This window comes from Rhizobium sp. SVR5-9E (assembly GCF_056755095.1).
Map to the genome: position 1 here is coordinate 1 of NZ_JBNDHS010000062.1, position 16,611 is coordinate 16,611.

General features: G+C 60.4%; 15 protein-coding genes. 4 read left to right on the forward strand and 11 right to left on the reverse strand.

The window, feature by feature from the left end; genetic code table 11:
* The 8 genes from ACPYOJ_RS23615 to ACPYOJ_RS23650 all read right to left on the reverse strand — a co-directional run.
* A partial coding sequence (locus tag ACPYOJ_RS23615; RefSeq protein WP_481418406.1) for a cyclic nucleotide-binding domain-containing protein occupies positions 1-390 on the reverse strand: 390 nt, incomplete at its 3' end.
* A gap of 423 nt (positions 391-813) precedes the next feature.
* A complete protein-coding gene (locus ACPYOJ_RS23620) occupies positions 814-3,447 on the reverse strand; it encodes a PAS domain S-box protein (RefSeq protein WP_481418407.1) in 2,634 nt (877 codons plus the stop codon).
* 176 nt (positions 3,448-3,623) lie between these two features.
* Positions 3,624-4,055: a GFA family protein gene (locus ACPYOJ_RS23625; RefSeq protein ID WP_481418408.1), complete on the reverse strand. Its 432-nt coding sequence runs from the start codon at positions 4,053-4,055 to the stop codon at positions 3,624-3,626.
* Between the two features lie 145 nt (positions 4,056-4,200).
* Positions 4,201-4,410 (reverse strand): KTSC domain-containing protein, encoded by a 210-nt coding sequence (locus ACPYOJ_RS23630; protein ID WP_481418409.1) that lies wholly within the window; start codon positions 4,408-4,410, stop codon positions 4,201-4,203.
* Between the two features lie 168 nt (positions 4,411-4,578).
* Positions 4,579-5,526, reverse strand: coding sequence for an oxygenase MpaB family protein (locus tag ACPYOJ_RS23635; RefSeq protein WP_481418410.1), 948 nt, complete (start codon positions 5,524-5,526; stop codon positions 4,579-4,581).
* Positions 5,527-5,558: 32 nt separating this feature from the next.
* Entirely contained in the window at positions 5,559-6,143 is a 585-nt protein-coding gene (locus ACPYOJ_RS23640; protein WP_481418411.1) for a BA14K family protein, read from the reverse strand.
* A gap of 265 nt (positions 6,144-6,408) precedes the next feature.
* A complete protein-coding gene (locus ACPYOJ_RS23645; protein ID WP_481418412.1) occupies positions 6,409-6,909 on the reverse strand; it encodes a hypothetical protein in 501 nt (166 codons plus the stop codon).
* A 155-nt stretch (positions 6,910-7,064) separates the two neighbouring features.
* Positions 7,065-7,976, reverse strand: coding sequence for a hypothetical protein (locus tag ACPYOJ_RS23650; RefSeq protein WP_481418413.1), 912 nt, complete (start codon positions 7,974-7,976; stop codon positions 7,065-7,067).
* A 248-nt stretch (positions 7,977-8,224) separates the two neighbouring features.
* Here ACPYOJ_RS23650 and ACPYOJ_RS23655 point away from each other — a divergent pair, with 248 nt between their 5' ends.
* Positions 8,225-9,640 (forward strand): sensor histidine kinase, encoded by a 1,416-nt coding sequence (locus ACPYOJ_RS23655; RefSeq protein ID WP_481418437.1) that lies wholly within the window; start codon positions 8,225-8,227, stop codon positions 9,638-9,640.
* Positions 9,637-10,290, forward strand: coding sequence for a LuxR C-terminal-related transcriptional regulator (locus ACPYOJ_RS23660; RefSeq protein WP_481418414.1), 654 nt, complete (start codon positions 9,637-9,639; stop codon positions 10,288-10,290). The genes ACPYOJ_RS23655 and ACPYOJ_RS23660 overlap by 4 nt, the downstream gene beginning before the upstream one ends.
* Here ACPYOJ_RS23660 and ACPYOJ_RS23665 read toward each other — a convergent pair.
* Positions 10,280-10,792, reverse strand: coding sequence for a hypothetical protein (locus ACPYOJ_RS23665; RefSeq protein WP_481418415.1), 513 nt, complete (start codon positions 10,790-10,792; stop codon positions 10,280-10,282). The genes ACPYOJ_RS23660 and ACPYOJ_RS23665 overlap by 11 nt on opposite strands.
* Positions 10,793-11,879: 1,087 nt before the next feature.
* On the opposite strand from ACPYOJ_RS23665, the gene ACPYOJ_RS23670 reads away from it, so the two are divergent.
* Together ACPYOJ_RS23670 and ACPYOJ_RS23675 are read left to right on the forward strand one after the other, a co-directional pair.
* Complete coding sequence (locus ACPYOJ_RS23670) at positions 11,880-12,275, forward strand: Ohr family peroxiredoxin (protein WP_168829381.1); 396 nt, start codon at positions 11,880-11,882, stop codon at positions 12,273-12,275.
* A gap of 132 nt (positions 12,276-12,407) precedes the next feature.
* A complete protein-coding gene (locus ACPYOJ_RS23675; RefSeq protein ID WP_481418416.1) occupies positions 12,408-13,439 on the forward strand; it encodes a DUF3095 family protein in 1,032 nt (343 codons plus the stop codon).
* 243 nt (positions 13,440-13,682) lie between these two features.
* Here ACPYOJ_RS23675 and ACPYOJ_RS23680 read toward each other — a convergent pair whose 3' ends face one another.
* Positions 13,683-14,183, reverse strand: coding sequence for a MarR family winged helix-turn-helix transcriptional regulator (locus ACPYOJ_RS23680; RefSeq protein WP_481418417.1), 501 nt, complete (start codon positions 14,181-14,183; stop codon positions 13,683-13,685).
* 380 nt (positions 14,184-14,563) lie between these two features.
* Positions 14,564-16,339: a cytochrome c biogenesis protein DipZ gene (locus ACPYOJ_RS23685; RefSeq protein ID WP_481418418.1), complete on the reverse strand. Its 1,776-nt coding sequence runs from the start codon at positions 16,337-16,339 to the stop codon at positions 14,564-14,566.
* Positions 16,340-16,611: the final 272 nt, after the last annotated feature.

A 16,611-nucleotide genomic window follows, 5' to 3' on the forward strand; every position in this document is an offset into this window, starting at 1 on the left:
CACGTATCGCAGCAGCAGATCTCTGGTCAGCCTGTGGCTTTCGACAACGGCTATGAAATGGTCGACCGGTACTGTTATTCCGCTCCCGGCGACTTGCATGAACGTTTTGTGTGGGGTGCGATCGGTCTTCAACATCAGATGGTAGCCGCCAAGGCCCTCGCGTCCTAAATGCCCGACCTCGACGACTTCCTTGTCGGAATTGATGGCGACCATCGAAGCAAGACCGCTCTCAATCAAGCAAACATGTGAGATGGGCTTGTTGGATTCGACGATAACCTGCCTGATTCCAAGATCGATCCGGTCCATTTCCGGACTGAGCAAGTCGAAGGCTTCCGGCGATATTGCCTTCAGCAGTCGGTTTGCAACAGTCGTTCGTGTAAAGGATGACATGGAGATCGCTCTAATCGGGTTGGAGCCCGTTCTCATACCGACCGCCATGAAGATCAGCTGGTTGGTAGTTTTATGCGTCAAAGCAAGGGACTGCGCTAGAACGGCAGACCCTTTGTCCGGTTCTGACATTCTCCGGCGGCTGCCTTGGAGAGCGTCAGAAACGTCCAATCCTAAATGACGGCTCGGGGAACTCAATTTGTGCGGGGACCGATCGGACAAAGATTGTTTGTCCCGTCCTTCCGTTCAAGGCCCTTCTCCGGTGCGCTTCCGCACAACTTATCTGTCGCCTAGATAGCCGCACACGCCTGATGCTTGTCTGCGCACGACGGCTAACCATGCGCTCTTTTGCTGAGAGAGGAAAGCCTTATCGGGTGAGGCTGTCAAATAACTTCAATACAGGAGCTTGCATGGCCATCTGCAATTTCACACGGTCGCCATCGCGCTAGGCGGCTCAACGGGAGCTGTCTTCTCCTGTGTCGTAGGCAAGGTGAACTGAAATACCGCGCCGCGAGGCTCATTCGCGCTTGCCCACAAGCGCCCCCCATGCGCCTCGACGATCAGCCGGCAGATCGCAAGGCCCATTCCGAGACCATCCGCCTTTGTGGTGTAGAACGGCTCAAACAGTTGCTCGGCACTTTGAGTGTCTAGCCCGGTACCTGCGTCCTTCACGGCGACCAGCACGGCGCCGGAGGCCTCGGACCGAGCGATCATCAGCAGTTCGCGCGGCCGGTCCGTCACCTCGCTCATCGCCTCGATGCCGTTCATCATCAGGTTGAGGATCACCTGCTGCAACTGCACCCGGTCGCCCGCCACCCGCGGCAGGTCCGGTGCCAGCTCGGTTCTCAGCAGGATCCGGTAGCGGCGCAATTCGCCTTGGACGAGAGTGGCTGTGTCCTGGATGAGCTTGTTCAGTTCCAAAGGTGCCGCGACGACGGCTGTCTTCTTGAGCAGTGCGCGCACTCCCCCGATCACGTCGGCGGCGCGGTGACCGTCCCGTACGATGCGCCCAAGCGTCGCCCGCGCCTCGTCGATATCGGGCGGGCGGCCGGCGAGCCAGCGCAGGGCCGCGTTGGCGTTGGTGACGATGGCGCCCAGCGGCTGGTTGACCTCGTGCGCGATAGAGGAGGTGAGGGCGCCCATCGTCGTCACTCGCGCGACATGCGCGAGCTCCGTCTGCGCCTTCTGCAGCGCCTCTTCGGCCCGCTTGCGCTCGGTGATATCCATCACAGTGCCGATGTATTCGACGAGCGCTCCGGCGTCATCGAACACCGGGTGCGCCATTGAGTACAGGTTCTTGACCGTTCCATCGAGCAGGACGATCCTGTACTCGACCGCGTATTCGGCTTTCTCGCGGATCGACGTCGCAATGTGTTCAAGAGCGCGATCGCGATCGTCCGGATGCCAGAAGCGAGAGATGTCATTCAGGCTAAGCCCAGGATTGAGCTGCGGATCCAATCTATAGATCCGGAACATCTCATCGGACCAATGAAGTACTTGCGTAGCCGGGTTGTAGGCAAAGCTACCAGTGTGGGTCAGGCGCTGCGCCTCCGTGAGATAATGCTCCTTGCGCCGCAGAGCGTCCTCGGCCCGCTTGCGGTCTTCAATGTCGGTGAGGACGCCATACCACTTGAGGATGGCTCCGCGCTCATCCTTCAGCGGGACGGCACGATCCAGGAACCAGCGATAGGCTCCGTCTGCCGCGCGCCGGTACCGCGACTCGCTTTCATACGGTTCGCCCGCCGCCGCGCACGCCTGCCACTTCTTCAAATTGCGTTCCAGGTCGCTTGGATGAGTCGCGCTCTGCCAGCCAAATCCGGCCGTGTTCTCCTCGGATAAGCCTGAGTATTCGCGCCACCGCCGGCTGGCAAATGAGGCAAAAGGCCCGGAGGGCGACGGCAAAGCGATGTACGCCATGACCGGCAGGTTTTCGATGAGATCGCGCAGCTCTTGCTCACTCCGCCGCGCAGCCTCCTCGGCTTGCTTGCGCTCGGTAATATCCTCGCATGCCACCAGAGTTACCGGCCGGTTTCCCATCAGCATGGACCGGGCCGTCTCGCGCGCCCAGATCACCGTGCCGTCCTTGCGCACCTTGCGAGCCTCCCAGCTTATCGACCGGCCGGGCTGGGCGAAGGCGCGCGCCAAATGCCGCCGCGCGGCCTCGCGGTCAGGCTCATGAAACACATCCAGCGCCCGGCTTCCGACCAACTCGTCAACCGTGTAGCCGAGTTGCTCGGCGCCGAAGGAATTCACAGAGGGCATGGTACCGGCTGCATCCACCATGAAGTACACAGTCGGGTTGTTCTCGAACGCCGCCTTCCATTGCTCCTCGCTTTCGCGCAGCGCCTCTTCGGCGCGCTTGCGCTCGGTAATGTCGTTATTGGTCTCCAGGATCGTGGTGGCATTGCCGAGAGCGTCCAGTTGTACGGACCACCGGCTGGCTACCACGGCCTGCGTTCCGTCTTTCTTCGTATGGACGAGTTCGCCTTCCCAGCGGCCAGTCCGGAGCAAACTTGCCGTGATCTCTTCGAGCGGCGCCGGAAAGACGGTCTGCATGAGCTGGTGAGTGACCTTGCCAACAGCCTCCTCCTTTTTCCATCCGTACAGCTCCTCGGCGCCCCTGTTCCAGTAGGTGATGACGTTGTTCATGTCGCGCACGAAGATTGTGTCGTGACTGAGATCGAGGAGACCGGCCTGTTCACTGAGCACTCTTTCTCGCGATTGGCCTTGCACCGCGAAGAAGGCGGTAATGCTAATCGCCGCAAGGCTGACGAAGCGGCTCGCCAGGGCGGCGGATGGCGATCCGCCGTGCGGGACTAGGAAATAGCTCAGCAGCACAAGTGCCATGCACCCCAAAGACACGAAGATGACAGCACGCCTCCGAAGAAACTTGGCAGATAGCAGCACAACGCCCACGTAGAGCATGGCGACGAGGATTTCCGGGTGGGTGAAGGTGTCAAGAATGAAGATGACGATAGCGATCCCAGCTGTAATGACTGGAAGAACACGCCGATCCATCGCCGGCGAGCTGTCAAGCACTTGGTTCTGCCTAAGCTGCATGTCGCGCCTCGCTAGAGGACATGCCACGGTCCTAGCGCGCTGGCGCTCGGAGCCTCCCCGCCCTAGTCTAGCAAGATGGCGCTTGCAGTTCCAGTGCGCTCAAGCGCGGCTGCCGCGGTGCTTGTCGACGCTTCAATGCTGCAACCGCAGCCAGCAACAAAAGCTTTGGTCACCGGTCAAAACCAGACATCCGCGACCGTGCGTCCATCCGGCGGCAGATCGTCGAAACTGTGGAGGCCATCAAAACGCTGGAGTGGGATATCGGCCACATCGTCCGGATCAGCGAGACGAAGATTGACGGCTATTCTGGTGCGCCCGTCCTTCCCCGGCTTCAGGCCTCGCCAGCTGACAACATTGCCGCAGAGTTTGCAGAAGTTGAAGGAGAGCGAGCGGGACCCGCAGATATAGGATGTCAGAGCGCTTCCCGGATCGTGCACATGGATGTCGTCACCGTCATAGCCGTAGGCCCAGAGCACTCCATAGCGACGGCATACCGTGCAGTTGCAGATCGTCGCATCGGGTATGTTTCCCCGAAACTCCCAACGCACGGCCCCGCAATGGCAGCCGCCCTGAGTAATCTTGGGTGCGATTTGTGCTGGTTCTGTCATGGCAATCCCCCACGCCGATCGCGAAAATGTAGGGCGAAGGGGCGGCAATGAACAGTGCACGGGCGAGGAGGGCCTGCCTTGAACAGGAGGACTGCGGTCTTCCCTCTAGCACGCTAGGGGAGAAAGCCTTTGACGAACGGTCTGCTCAGGCCGCAACGCGGGTGAAGCGTTCCCGTATGTGGTCAATATAGTGCGTCCCAGGCGAGGTGGCGGAAACCATCGCTTCCACTTCCTCTTCCGGGACGCCGGTGAAAAGACGTTCCTGACCATTCTTGAAGCGGATACGAAGTTGTCCGTCTTCCCGACCGTAGTAGACCGATTTGATGATGCGTGACGTAACCGAAAGCTCTTTCATCGCTAGCCCCTTGCTATCTGGCATCATTGATTAGCGGCGAAGCGGAAAAATCGGGTGAATTAAGGTGATGAACGTCTGACTAACGCGTATCACTACCAGTCTGTAATTGACACGCGTCCCCAGCCGAACGGTGCCCGCCGTGCTCAACAGCCAAGCGCGGATTGAATGCTAAGAATACTCGACGTGCTTAGGACGATGCCGATAGAGGTAGTCGGGCGGCAACCCAAGCCGGACGCAAGCCTGCGCCGGAGGAGCTGATGGCAGTGCGATCCTGTCGGCAATGCGCCCGGCCCACCGAAGCAAAGCAGCTTCTCCCCGTCGAAGCTCTTGATCGGGACCCAGTCCGATACGCTCGCGGACCCAAGCGGGAACGACCGCCACCGCAGCCCTGACCATCATTTTCTGCAGTGGCCGCATCGGCCTCGGTGCGATTGGAGCCGTTTTCATTATCTCGAGGAATTCGTGAATGATCGGCGACGGTTCGAGGCGGCTTCTCATGGACGTCAAGAGCTCATCCCATTCCACCTTCGAGCGCGGAGCGGTGATGGCACCGTAAAGATTCGCCGCCTCGCGGCCTTCGGTAAAGAGGCGCGAGATCTCGCAGTCGCTCAGCGGTGAAACGTAACGGCTGTAGGCCTCTGCGAACCCAAAGGTCGCGGTGGCTTGTACCCAGTTGAGAAGTGCTGTGTCGTTTGCGTTGTAATATTCGCCGGCGGGCGTCGTTCCGGCGACGGTGCCGTGACGACGCACGACGGCTGCGATCATCTTCTCGGCGGTAGTGCGCGGGCCGTACACGGTCACCATCGCCGCCATGCCGGTCCGCTGCAAGCGCCGCACCGGCGCCGTGCGGAAAGAGCTGTGCTCCCATACGCCCGTGCGGACGGCAGGTTCCGCCAGTTCCAGAATGACCGCGGCCACCCCGCCGATGAAGAGGCAAAGCGGGTTCTTGAAGATGCACCAGGAAAGGGAGTCAGGACCTAGGAGCGCCGGTTCTCCCGCCGGACTACGGAAGTCGAAGGTCACACCATTCTCATCCGGGAATAACATGCGCCCCGCATAGGCGTCGAGGCAGCGCTCCATGAGCGGTTGAATGGGCCGGGAAAGGAAACTCCTCATTAGTAGCCCTCGGATCGTCTCAGTTTCTGAGATTACTGAGCCTGCGACGATACGCAAGGTCGGCGCGCTCCGCCTCCGAACGGCTGGTAGGTGGTGTCGGCGGGATCGTATGAGGCATATCGCTGGCTGCACCAGCTCAGATGATCCGGCGTGGGCTGGTCCGCGACGGGGACGGCGGTTCCCGATGACGCATCCAGGTAAGGCGAGAGGCAGGCGCGGCGCTTGCCGCTGAAGGAGCGATAGGTGTTGTCCTCGGCGTGATAGGACCGATATTTTTGACGACACCATTCGGCATGTGCACTCGGGAACGAAGGTTGGCTTTCGACCGATCCGGTTGTTGTCACGTCGATGGGATTTGCTGCCGGCCGCGGGGTGGTATCGCGGGCGGATAGCTGACGAGACGGCGGGGCCACGGACACGAGTGACGGAAGCCGCTCGTAGTTCTGAGTGCGAGGATCGACGCGAACCGGCTCCGAGGTCCAGAGAGAGGGCGCATCGAGGCTTGCGAATTTATGAGGCGCGTCCGAAGCGGTTGCATTTGTCGCGACGCGCATGCCGAAAATGCAGATCGAAATCACTGTGGCTATCGCTAAGAGCGCGGACAGAAATTCTTTCAAGGGAAAGCCTCCAGGCAAGTCTGCTTTTGTGCTCGGCGAAGCGGCGCATCGCCTGCTCGACGCGGCTTGTTAACGAGGCAGTCCGTCTCAAGTTCCTCAGGATTTTTCATTATCTGTCGCTGCCCGGACCTCAGTCCGGCGCCGGCTCGACTTTGGTCCGGGCAGCCGTGCTATGGAAAGCCAATGCTGCCCGCTGAACGGTTCTATCGCTCGCAGGGGGCTTGCTGTTCCGAGCGTCCACCGGTTTCTAATCCGCTCTCTCTTTTCAGCGGGTCGCGCCCCAGACATATGCGATCGCTGCGACGATTCCGACAGCAAGAAGGGGCCTCTCCTTTATGCGCTCCTCAAGATCGCCCGCGAGACTTCTTGCTTCCGCCTTCGCCACGCGCATCGAGCTGGAAGCGAGATGTCTGGCGGATTCCGTCACCCTTCCAACTTCCGACTTCAGCGCTTCGAGCTCCTCCCGGGTGACAGCCTTGCCCCGTCGCTGCTGCTCCTGTCGGGACAGCAAGGCCTGATCGGCCAGCGGGAACTCCTGTGCAACGGTGACGGCACCTTCATCGGGCTGCTGCTTTGTACGCTCGGCCTCGTCGGCATCCGTCCGTCCGGACGGTATCGTACTTCTGGTGATTGAAACGGGATCCGAGGCGGGGAAGGTGTCCTCGAGCCCCTTTTGAAGTTCGCTCTTTCCAGCCCTGCGACGCTGCGCTGCCTGTTCTTGTTTAAAGGATTCTACGGCGGGCGACTTGCTCTCGTTATCAGGCATTGGATTTCCTCCTGGTTTCCACCAGCATAATCCAGCCCGCTACCTGAAGGTTCCATCGAACCTTAATTCGCCCTTGTCCGACCGCGGGAACCGCCCGTAACAGGAGGCTCGCCGCGCGAGGGCACGGCGAGCCTCCTGCTATGGAACGTTGACTCTTAATTCGTAGGGGCGACCGTCGTTGTGTTGGTCTCAGAGGTGACGGTGACCGTCGTGGTCGATTCGGTCGTCGTATCGGTGGTCGTTCCGGACGTCACGTCGATGGTCATCTCGGACGTGCCATCGGTGGTCGTGTCGGATGAACCATCGGTCGGTTCCGTAGGCGTCACCACCGGCTCAGGTTCCGGGAGCGTGTCTCGGATCTGATCGATTTTGCCGACCGTTGGTCCGACGCCGAGGATGTCCTTGGCTTTCGCGAGATCAGCGTCGGTCACAACGCCTCCCTTGGTGAAACCGGCAAGCGCTTCGCGCAGCGCCTCGTCGCTCAATGCGGGGTCGGCCGGAATTGCGTCAATTCCGTTCACCTTTTCGAATTCGGCGTATGCCACTGCATAGGCCGAAACGGCGGTCATCCGCGGATCATTAGAATTCAGGTAAGCGTGGTAATTGCGGTTCAACGAACTCAGACCGGCCGTTTCAGATTTGGCGCTTTTGACGCTCGTCTTTGCGGCTCGTTCCGTCTTCGTGGACTCAGTCTTGAGCGTTTTGCCGGACTTCTTGCTGTGGCCGAAAAGCGATTGCAGCGTTTGCGTCCCCGTGGCAGTCGTTTTTCCACTCGTTTTGCCTGAGCGGGCGCTACCCGATTTCCCCGAGCTGGAGCTCGCTCCGCTCGAGTGGCTTCCTCCGTTGCCATTGCCGTGGCTTCCTCCGTTGCCATTGCCGTGGCTGCCACCGTTGCCGTTGCCGCCGCCGTTGCCATTGCCGCCACCGTTTCCGCCACCGGAGCCACCATTGCCGTTGCCTCCCTTGGCAAAGGCAACGTCCGTTACTCCAAGCGTTACGCTGGCGAGCGGAGCGACCGCAATGGTGAAAGCGACCAGGCCTCGGCCGATAAATTTAATAGGGCGCATGTAGAATCTCCTCGTTGGTCTCGGCAATGACGCGATGCGGATCAAGTGACGCAACGGTAGCTTGCGTCGACGCGGGGTTCCATGGTCGTCAGACCAATGCGGTGGGCGCTAGGACTTAGGTCCTATGGACGGATATCGATGGTCTGATAGATGCAGACATCGTCGCTCGCCATTGACCGTTTCGGCGAAGGCGGTAGGCTATTGGCAAGATTGAAACCTGTCGCCATCGCGTTGTTGGGCGACCAATCCTGAGAATTCTCGTGTTCCGCTCCGACTTGATCTCAAGATGGAATTCGCAGTCTCTTGCAAGGCAATTCCTGTTGATCGGCGGCACCGTCTCGGTGGCGGCGATGGTGATGGTCGGGGCTTTCGTCACGAGTCTGATCGAAGACGCGGTTACCCGGAATTCGGCCGCGGCGACCGCGCTCTATGTTGACAGCGTCATCGCGCCGCTTCTGCCTGACATGCAGACGACTAACGCGCTTGACGACACCGTCGCTCGGGCCTTGGACGAGACACTCGGGCAGGGGGCTCTCGGCGGACGCGTCGTGGCGTTCCGGCTCTGGCGTTCGGACGGGACGGTCCTCTATTCGAACGACAAGAGCATGGTCGGAAAGACGTTCCCGCTCAACGACGAGCTCAAAACGGCCCTGGCAGGCAAGATGGCTGCGCAGTTCAATCACCTCGATGATGCCGAGGAGGAGAAGGTGGGACGGCTTTCCGGAACGCCTCTGCTGGAAATCTATAATCCGGTCCTGCAGCCATGGTCAGGGCAGGTGGTGGCCGTTTCCGAGTTCTACGAGGTCGCCAATGACTTCGAGCACAGCCTGAACCAGGCACGGCTCCGCACCTGGATGGCTGTCGGGGCCTTTACCCTGACGTTTTTCGCGATTCTGTCCGCGATCGTCTTGCGGGGGAGCCACACGATCGAGAACCAGCGTCACGCTCTCCGGCAGCGCATTAATGACCTCTCTGCTCTTCTTGCGCAGAACCAGGCGCTACGCGAGCGTGTCCAGCGTGCCTCGCAGCGGGCTGCGGCGCTGAATGAAAGCTATCTCCGCCGCATTGGTGCCGACTTGCACGATGGACCAGCTCAACTCATCGCCTATGCTTCGCTTCGGCTGGATAGCAACACAGTAACGAGCCGATCGACCCCGAAGGCTATCCGCGAACGGGAGATCGCGTCCATCAAGGCCAGCCTCGACGAAGCCATGCATGAGATCAGAACGATTTGCAGCGGTCTGGTCCTCCCGCAGATAGAGGCCGCTAGCCTTTCGGACATATTGGAACGGAGTGTTCGCGCCCACCAGCAAAGAACGGGAGCACCTGTCGAACTGTCGGTATCGGGCGGGCCGGATCGGCTTTCGCCCTCGGGGAAGATATGTGTCTACCGCTTTGTCCAGGAGGCACTCAATAACGGCTACCGGCATGGCGGCGGCGTCGGACAACGTGTCGTGCAACGCGTGGAAGGAACACGTGTCAGCATCGAGGTCGCCGACGGAGGGCCTGGCTTCGATCCTGACGACATAGGCTCCGCGAGCCTTGGTCTGGCAGGGCTCAGAGAACGAATCGAGAGCTTGGGCGGCACTTTCGAGATCGGCTTTTCGGCGCCGGGCACCGTCCTCAGCATGACACTCAACACCGCGGAGACCGAGCAGATATGACCCGAGTAATACGCGTTGCGGTTATCGATGATCATCCGCTGTTCAGGGAGGGAGTGTCGAGGAGCCTGTCGGAGATCAGCGAATTCGAGATTGTCGCGGAGGGAGGTTCGAAGGACGATGCCGTTCGCATCGCAGAGAGCCTCGAGCCTGACGTCATGCTGGTGGATATCTCCATGCCTGGCGGCGGCCTGAATGCGCTTGGCTCGATTTTGGAAATCTCGCCATCCCAGAAAGTGGTCATGCTGACGGTTTCCGAGTCGAGTGACGATGTCACCGCGGCCTTGAAGGGCGGCGCCAAGGGCTACGTGCTGAAAGGGGTGGGATCCAGAGCACTTGCCGATGTCATTCGCACAGTCGCCTCAGGGGAAAGCTACGTTGCTCCAACCCTCTCTGCCAAGCTTCTCAACAGTCCGCCGGCACCTGCAATTGAGCCCGTTCCGATTGCGACGTTGACGCGGCGCGAACTCGAGGTGCTTCAGCTTGTTGGAACAGGACTGAGCAACAAAGAGGTTGCCAGAAAACTTGATCTCCACGAGAAGACGGTCAAGCACCACATGACCCAGATCATGGCAAAGCTCGGCGTCAACAACAGGACCGAGGCTGCGATGGCGTTGCGGGACGCAACCGACCGAAAGCCGCTCAAGGGCTGAAGGATCGGAGCCGCTTCACATCCGCGGAGGTGGCCCGGCGATTAACAATCGTACGGCCCTTGGCGTCCTTCATGACGTAACGGCCACTCCGAATCTCCTCGCTCATTCCATCGGAATGATGGACCGCTAGCGAAGAACCGCCGCCGGTCGTGGTTTGTCCGCTGGACCCGTTCGGCCCGGTCGAGGAGCTGCCGCTGTTGGAGCCGCTGTTTCCATTGCCTCCGCCATTGCCATTGCCGCCACCGTGGCCGTTACCACCGCCGTTGCCGTTGCCACCGCCGTTACCGTTGCCGCCGCCGTTACCGTTACCACCGCCGTTGCCGCCCCCATTCCCGCCACCGCCACCGTTCCCGCCGCCGTTGCCACCCTTGGCGGCCAGAGCAGATTGGGGAGCCAGTTTCAACGCGCCGCCAGACATCTCAATGCGATAGGGGACGCTGGCCAGCGCCAGAGTCATCGAACCGCAAAACAAGCCCATTAAGAATTTACGGCGCGTGGTCATCTCGTTCCCCGACGAAGGGTATTGTCGCTCATGATTGTTGACATGTGCATGTTCAGGCAACGGCGCGTCTTCGTTTCAAAATCGTCGCCAGCCGCGAGGCAAAACTCACAACGGGGCACAGCCCAAAGCCTCGTCCATTTCTCGCCCAACGACATTGCTCATGAGAGGGTTCCAGGGTCAATGCACGATTGAACCAAAGTGAACGAGTCAGACTTTTCTCGCGCCGGCGCCGGACGTTTGTCAGGTGCGGATTAGGACTAAGGTCTGAGGACAAACCAAGCGGCGACGTCCAATCTCATGCCAGGACGCGCGATTCCGCTGTCCCTTGTAGTTCTGATAGCGTTGGAGGTACCGATGATTCCCAAGTGGCAGGTGTTCCTAAACCGTAGTCATGCTCCAGGCGCTGTTGCAGACTTCTCCGCGGCTGCCTTTGCGCTTGACGCAGCGGTCAATCTGCGGCTCGCCCTGAAGCTGGTCAATCCTACGAAAGAGTGCATCGCTCGGGCCGAAGAGGTTTACGAGCGAGCGCAGGCATACGGGAACCTACGAGAGGCCAGTTCGAAGCTCGTGACCGATGCAGAAAGAGACCTGGCCGGTGCCCTCAGATCGCTCTCGAATGAGATGCGGAGCTGTGATCCCTCGTGGAGGGCCAATGACGCCCTGATCGGGCTCACGCTGGCTGATCGGCATTCCAGCTCCCCCTCTTCCCTTAGGCGGTGATTGGCTGCTTGCCGGCGACGGGCAAAGGCCGCCACCACCGGACGCCGGCAAACCCGCTCGTTTAGAACAGCGGCTTAAAAAAGACCCGCTTTGCGAAGCGCCCTTCGCGCATCATCGCAAACGGGTCTGCTTCGTTTCACAATCGAACTCGTCAGCATCCCTGAACACCACTGAGGGGATTCGACCCCGATCGTTGCAGCAACCGAATTGTGAATCGGCCAGCGACCCATTCAGCTCCCCGCTTGTCAGCATGATAAAAATCGCATCCGATTTAATCGCAAAGCTATTGACATCGATATACGCGCAACGTATTTAGATCGCATCCGATTTAATCGGTAACGATAACGGCGAGCAAAAGGATTTCGCTATGACTGAGAAGCTTCTGTTCACGGGCAAGACTCACAACACCAATGGTCGCGAGGGCGCAGCGCGCAGCAGCGACGGCAAGTTGGACATCAAGCTGCCGCAGCCGCACCCCGCGGCCGAACAGCTCTTCGGCGCCGCCTGGTCGGCCTGCTACATGGGAGCGATCGAGCTCGCCGCCTCTCAGAGAAACATCAAGCTTCCCGCGGGTCTCGCGGTCGACGCCGAGATCGATCTCAACGTCGATGACGGCTCCTTTTTCCTGCGCGCACGCCTCGACGTCAGCGCGCCGGGCATTGACCCTGCGGTTGCGCGTGAACTGCTCGATGCGGCACACGGCATTTGCCCTTACTCGAAGGCGGTGCATGGCAACATCGACGTTGCCACCAACCTCATCTGAAGTCGGACCGGCCGGGCCTGCCTCCGAAACGGGCTGGCTCGGCGCCTTCGGAAAGACACATCGAAGACCCGCTCGCCACCGGCAAGGCGTCAATACGAACTTGCTGGTCAACGCCGATCTGGAGAACACTCAATGGTCCTCGCGCACCCTTCACATGCCTACAGCGAGTTTTCGCTTGTGCTCGACCCGACCGTCTACGAGCCATTGCCTGATGACTGGCTCGTCGGGGTCACGGATGTTGTCAACTCGACTTCAGCGATCAAGTCGGGACGCTATGAAGACGTGAACTACGCGGGAGCGTCTGTCATCGCCGCTCTTGGCAACGCCTTGGGTACATTCGATTTCCCATTCGTGTTTCGAGGGGATGGCGCCGCATTTGCAATTCCGCCGCACGGTCGGCTGATTGCGACTTCGGCATTGCGACAGGTCGCGGCCTTTGCGCGGACCGATCTTGGTCTCGATCTTCGAATTGGGCTGTTGTCGGTCGGCGAAATACGTGCCAGCGGACGCGACGTGAAAATCGCCCGATACGCCGCCTCGGAAAACGCGACCTACGCGATGTTTGCCGGGGGAGGGCTCAAATGGGCGGAGCACCAGATCAAGAGCGGGCGGTATCTGGTAGATCCGGGCAAGTACACGACCAAGCCGGACCTGACCGGGCTTACATGTGACTGGACCCCGTTTCCCAGCCAGCAGGGCGAGATTCTGTCTCTGCTGGTCGAGCCATACGAGCATACAAGCCCCGAAGTCTTCGCCGTCCTGGCCAGGCGTGTGCTCACCGTTCTTGATGCCGGAACAGGCCGGTCTCATCCGCTTCCAACGGATATCGCCACCCCTAAGGACAAGGGGAGACATATGGATCCGAAAACTTGGTCGGAGATAGCCTCCAATTCGGACTTCCGCAAATACGATGACGGTTTGCGTCTCACGCTCGACTGCACGCGCGAACAGATTGACGCGGTCGAAGCCATCCTTGTTGCGGCAAGGGCGCGCGGCGAGATCAACTTCGGACTGCATCGCCAGTCGCATGCGCTCATGACCTGCCTTGTGCCTTCCGGCAGACCGGATTCGCATCTGCATTTCCTGGACGGCATGGGCGGCGGTTATACCAAAGCTGCCGAGATGATGGAGGCAAGCGAGCTTCCTTTGGCGGCATCGCGCTGACGCAACAAGCAGATCCTTTGAAAGGTGATGAATCGCCCGCAGACGCCGTGCGGGATCGAGGATTCGCCCGTCTGCCCCTCCGCTTTGATTACTCGACTGCGACCTATGCAGCCATGCACTTATCCACGCGTCTTTGACGGTCAAACCGAAGCACAGCCGCCAGTGCAACGCGGCGGTTGAGGCCAGCCTTTTCGACCTGAGAGCTCGCTCAGCGGCCTTGTCTGGGGCGCGGGCTCGTCTCGCTTACGACTTCCCCGGTTCAGCGTGCGTAGCTCGCATAAGGTTGTCGCGCAGCCGCGCCACGGACTTCTGCATCACTGGAAACTCCTCTCCGAGCCCCGTGGCCTCACTCACCGCCGCGGTCGAGATGGATTCAAGCAGGTTGCGGCCGGCGGGCGTCAGGTTCAGCCGCACCTGCCGTTCGTCGGCGGGATCGCGCTGACGTCGGACGTAGCCGATCGACTCGAGCTTCTTGAGGATCGGCGTCAGCGTGTTGGATTCAAGGAACATCTTTTCGCCGAGCGCCCCGACCGTCTGGTCATCGTCCTCGGAGAGCGCCTGCAGCGCGATGTATTGGGTATATGTCAGGCCGAGCGCATCGAGGATTGGCTTGTAGACGCGGCCAAACGCGAGATTCGCAGAGTAAACCGCAAAGCACAGGAAATTCGAAAGCTTCCGCCCTTCGCCATCGGCCGCCGGGGAGGAGGGCGCGGCTATATCCTTCGCTGTTTGGGACTTGGGCATGGCATATCCTCTCAAGGGGCATTGCTATTCCATATTACATAAGTCGCATCCGATAAAATCGCAATAGTATTGGTAGGGTCAAAGCTTCTAAGGATCGGGCACCGCATACTGGTACCCGGTCCGTGTCGATTACGACAATTGCTCTCAATCAGCGGATTCGACAAGCAGCTCGATCTCGGCCGGCAAGCACAGCGGGAGGCTGGCGACGCCAAGGACGAACGGACCGACAACATCGTGGTTTCGGACGGGCATGTTATGGATACCGTTTCGAGACGACGTTCACGGTCGGGGTGACCCTTCGGTTCAGCAGAAACGGGACGTTTCAATTTCGCGCCAGTGAGCGCACGGGGAATGCTGCCATCCCCCATGATTTTCGGGCCTTATCCGAATGTGAAGGCAAAGGCTTCGACACCTGGGTCCTGGAAACGTATCTCGAAGGTGCGCTCCGCAACTTTGCCGGCCTGCCGCACAAGCTGATAGAGGCGTGTTTCCTTCACTGTCCCCTTGCCATCCTTGTCGACATCGGCCCCGTGGTCATCTCCCGGAGCCTTGCCGTCGACCGTCACCTGGAAGCGGATCGGCTTGCCGTCGGAGCCTGGGCCGAGAACCAGATGCAGGTCGCGGGCGCTGAACCGGTAGGTGATACCGCCGCCCGCCCGAGCGAGCGTCGCCTGTTCCGGGCCGACGATCCAGGTGCCGGACAAACCCCATTCGTTGAGGCTCGGTTCGGGGATCGAATAGTTGCTCGCGGCGTCGGCCTGCAGGCGTTCGGGGGAGACGAAATTCGACGCTTGCTGGTAGCCGAGATAGGTTTCGCCGGAGCGGATGTTCTTCAGGTCCGGACTTGCCTCGGCGCCCTTCGCGTCCGGCGTCACCGGCGCCCCCGCCGCCGTCTCGCTGCCGGCTTCGCGCAGCAGGTCCTGAATGGCTTGCTCGGTCTGCCCGTAGCTGCCCTCGCCGAAATGGTGGTAGCGGATCTGGCCCTTGGCATCGATCAGGTAGTGTGCCGGCCAGTAGCTGTTATCGAAGGCGCGCCAGATTTTGTAATCGTTGTCGATCGCGACCGGATAGCCGATCTTGAAGTCACCGACAGCCTTTTTGACGTTGGAGATCTTCTTCTCGAAGGCGAATTCGGGGGCGTGCACGCCGATCACGACGAGCCCCTGGTCCTTGTATTTTTCCGCCCAGGCGCGGACGTAAGGCGTGGTGCGGATGCAGTTGATGCAGGAATAGGTCCAGAAGTCGATGAGCACCACTTTCCCGCGGAGCTGTTCGGTAGTAAGCGGCGGCGAGTTCAGCCATTCCACCGCGCCATCCAGCGAAGGCGCACGGCCTTCCACGGGAAGATCGCTGCGGAACGGCCGCTTCGCATCGGCCGCCGGGATGATCGTGCCGTTGCTGGCGACCTCGGACGGCACGCCGCCGGCGGGCTCTGCATGGAACCTCTCCAGCAAGGCCTGTTCGAAGGATGCGGTGCTTGCATAGGAAAGCCTTGCCAACAGGCCGGTATCAACCCCCAGTGCGATGGCGGCAACGCCGGCCAGAACAGCGGCGCCAAGCAATTGGCGAATTCGCTCGCTGACGCCGAGCGACCGCTTCATGCGGTCAAAGATCTTTCCTCCGACAAGCAATGCGACGGCAAGCGACGTTGCTGCGCCCGCCGAATAGGCAAGAAGGAGGAATGTCGTTTGCAGGTTGGCCCCTTGCAATGCGGCACCTGTCAGCACGAGGCCGAGAATCGGGCCGGCGCAGGGCGCCCAGAGCAAGCCGGTCGCGATCCCGAGAGCAAGCGAACTCTTGACGGTGGGTGCGGCGCCTCGTTCGCCTGGCGCATTCAAAAGATGGTTTCCCAGACCGACGATCGGCTGTGCAAGCTTACTTGCGATCCTCGGTGAAAGGAGGCTTACTCCCAAGAGGGCAAGGAGGAGGAGCGCGGCAAGGCGGCCATATTCATTGGCGCGAATGGCCCAGCCACCGCCGACGGCGGCAAGTGTGGCGACGAGCGCAAAGGTGACGGCCATGCCCGCAAGCATGGGCAGCGTGCTCCTGGCGAACGGCTGTCCGGCGCGCGCGAAGACGAAGGGGAGGACGGGGAGAATGCACGGGCTGAGAATGGTCAGCGCACCTCCGAGATAGGCTAAGATAAGAAGCGTCATCATCGTTTCCTTTGAAGCCGAGTGATCGGCGGCAATGTGCCTGGACCAACAAGCACGTGCATCTGGCCGGTGTGACGTATCCCGGGTGTGTCCGGTTCTGCGGGGGAATGTACCGAAACGTTGAAATCGGCCGCTGTTTCTACAGAGCGATACAAAGCGCGCCGAGGGCGAGGTGATTTACGCTCTGGCGGCGCAATTGTATCAGAACGTATCCGGGCTGCCGGAAGCTACATCCTTACTTAAATGCGGTCGGCTAATGACACATCGCGGAT

Coding starts and splice junctions, on each gene's coding strand:
- ACPYOJ_RS23620 (WP_481418407.1), bottom strand. CDS start 3,447: ATGCAGCTTAGGCAGAACCAAGTGCTTGACAGCTCGCCGGCGATGGAT.
- ACPYOJ_RS23625 (WP_481418408.1), bottom strand. CDS start 4,055: ATGACAGAACCAGCACAAATCGCACCCAAGATTACTCAGGGCGGCTGC.
- ACPYOJ_RS23630 (WP_481418409.1), bottom strand. CDS start 4,410: ATGAAAGAGCTTTCGGTTACGTCACGCATCATCAAATCGGTCTACTAC.
- ACPYOJ_RS23635 (WP_481418410.1), bottom strand. CDS start 5,526: ATGAGGAGTTTCCTTTCCCGGCCCATTCAACCGCTCATGGAGCGCTGC.
- ACPYOJ_RS23645 (WP_481418412.1), bottom strand. CDS start 6,909: ATGCCTGATAACGAGAGCAAGTCGCCCGCCGTAGAATCCTTTAAACAA.
- ACPYOJ_RS23650 (WP_481418413.1), bottom strand. CDS start 7,976: ATGCGCCCTATTAAATTTATCGGCCGAGGCCTGGTCGCTTTCACCATT.
- ACPYOJ_RS23660 (WP_481418414.1), top strand. CDS start 9,637: ATGACCCGAGTAATACGCGTTGCGGTTATCGATGATCATCCGCTGTTC.
- ACPYOJ_RS23665 (WP_481418415.1), bottom strand. CDS start 10,792: ATGACCACGCGCCGTAAATTCTTAATGGGCTTGTTTTGCGGTTCGATG.
- ACPYOJ_RS23670 (WP_168829381.1), top strand. CDS start 11,880: ATGACTGAGAAGCTTCTGTTCACGGGCAAGACTCACAACACCAATGGT.
- ACPYOJ_RS23675 (WP_481418416.1), top strand. CDS start 12,408: ATGGTCCTCGCGCACCCTTCACATGCCTACAGCGAGTTTTCGCTTGTG.
- ACPYOJ_RS23680 (WP_481418417.1), bottom strand. CDS start 14,183: ATGCCCAAGTCCCAAACAGCGAAGGATATAGCCGCGCCCTCCTCCCCG.
- ACPYOJ_RS23685 (WP_481418418.1), bottom strand. CDS start 16,339: ATGACGCTTCTTATCTTAGCCTATCTCGGAGGTGCGCTGACCATTCTC.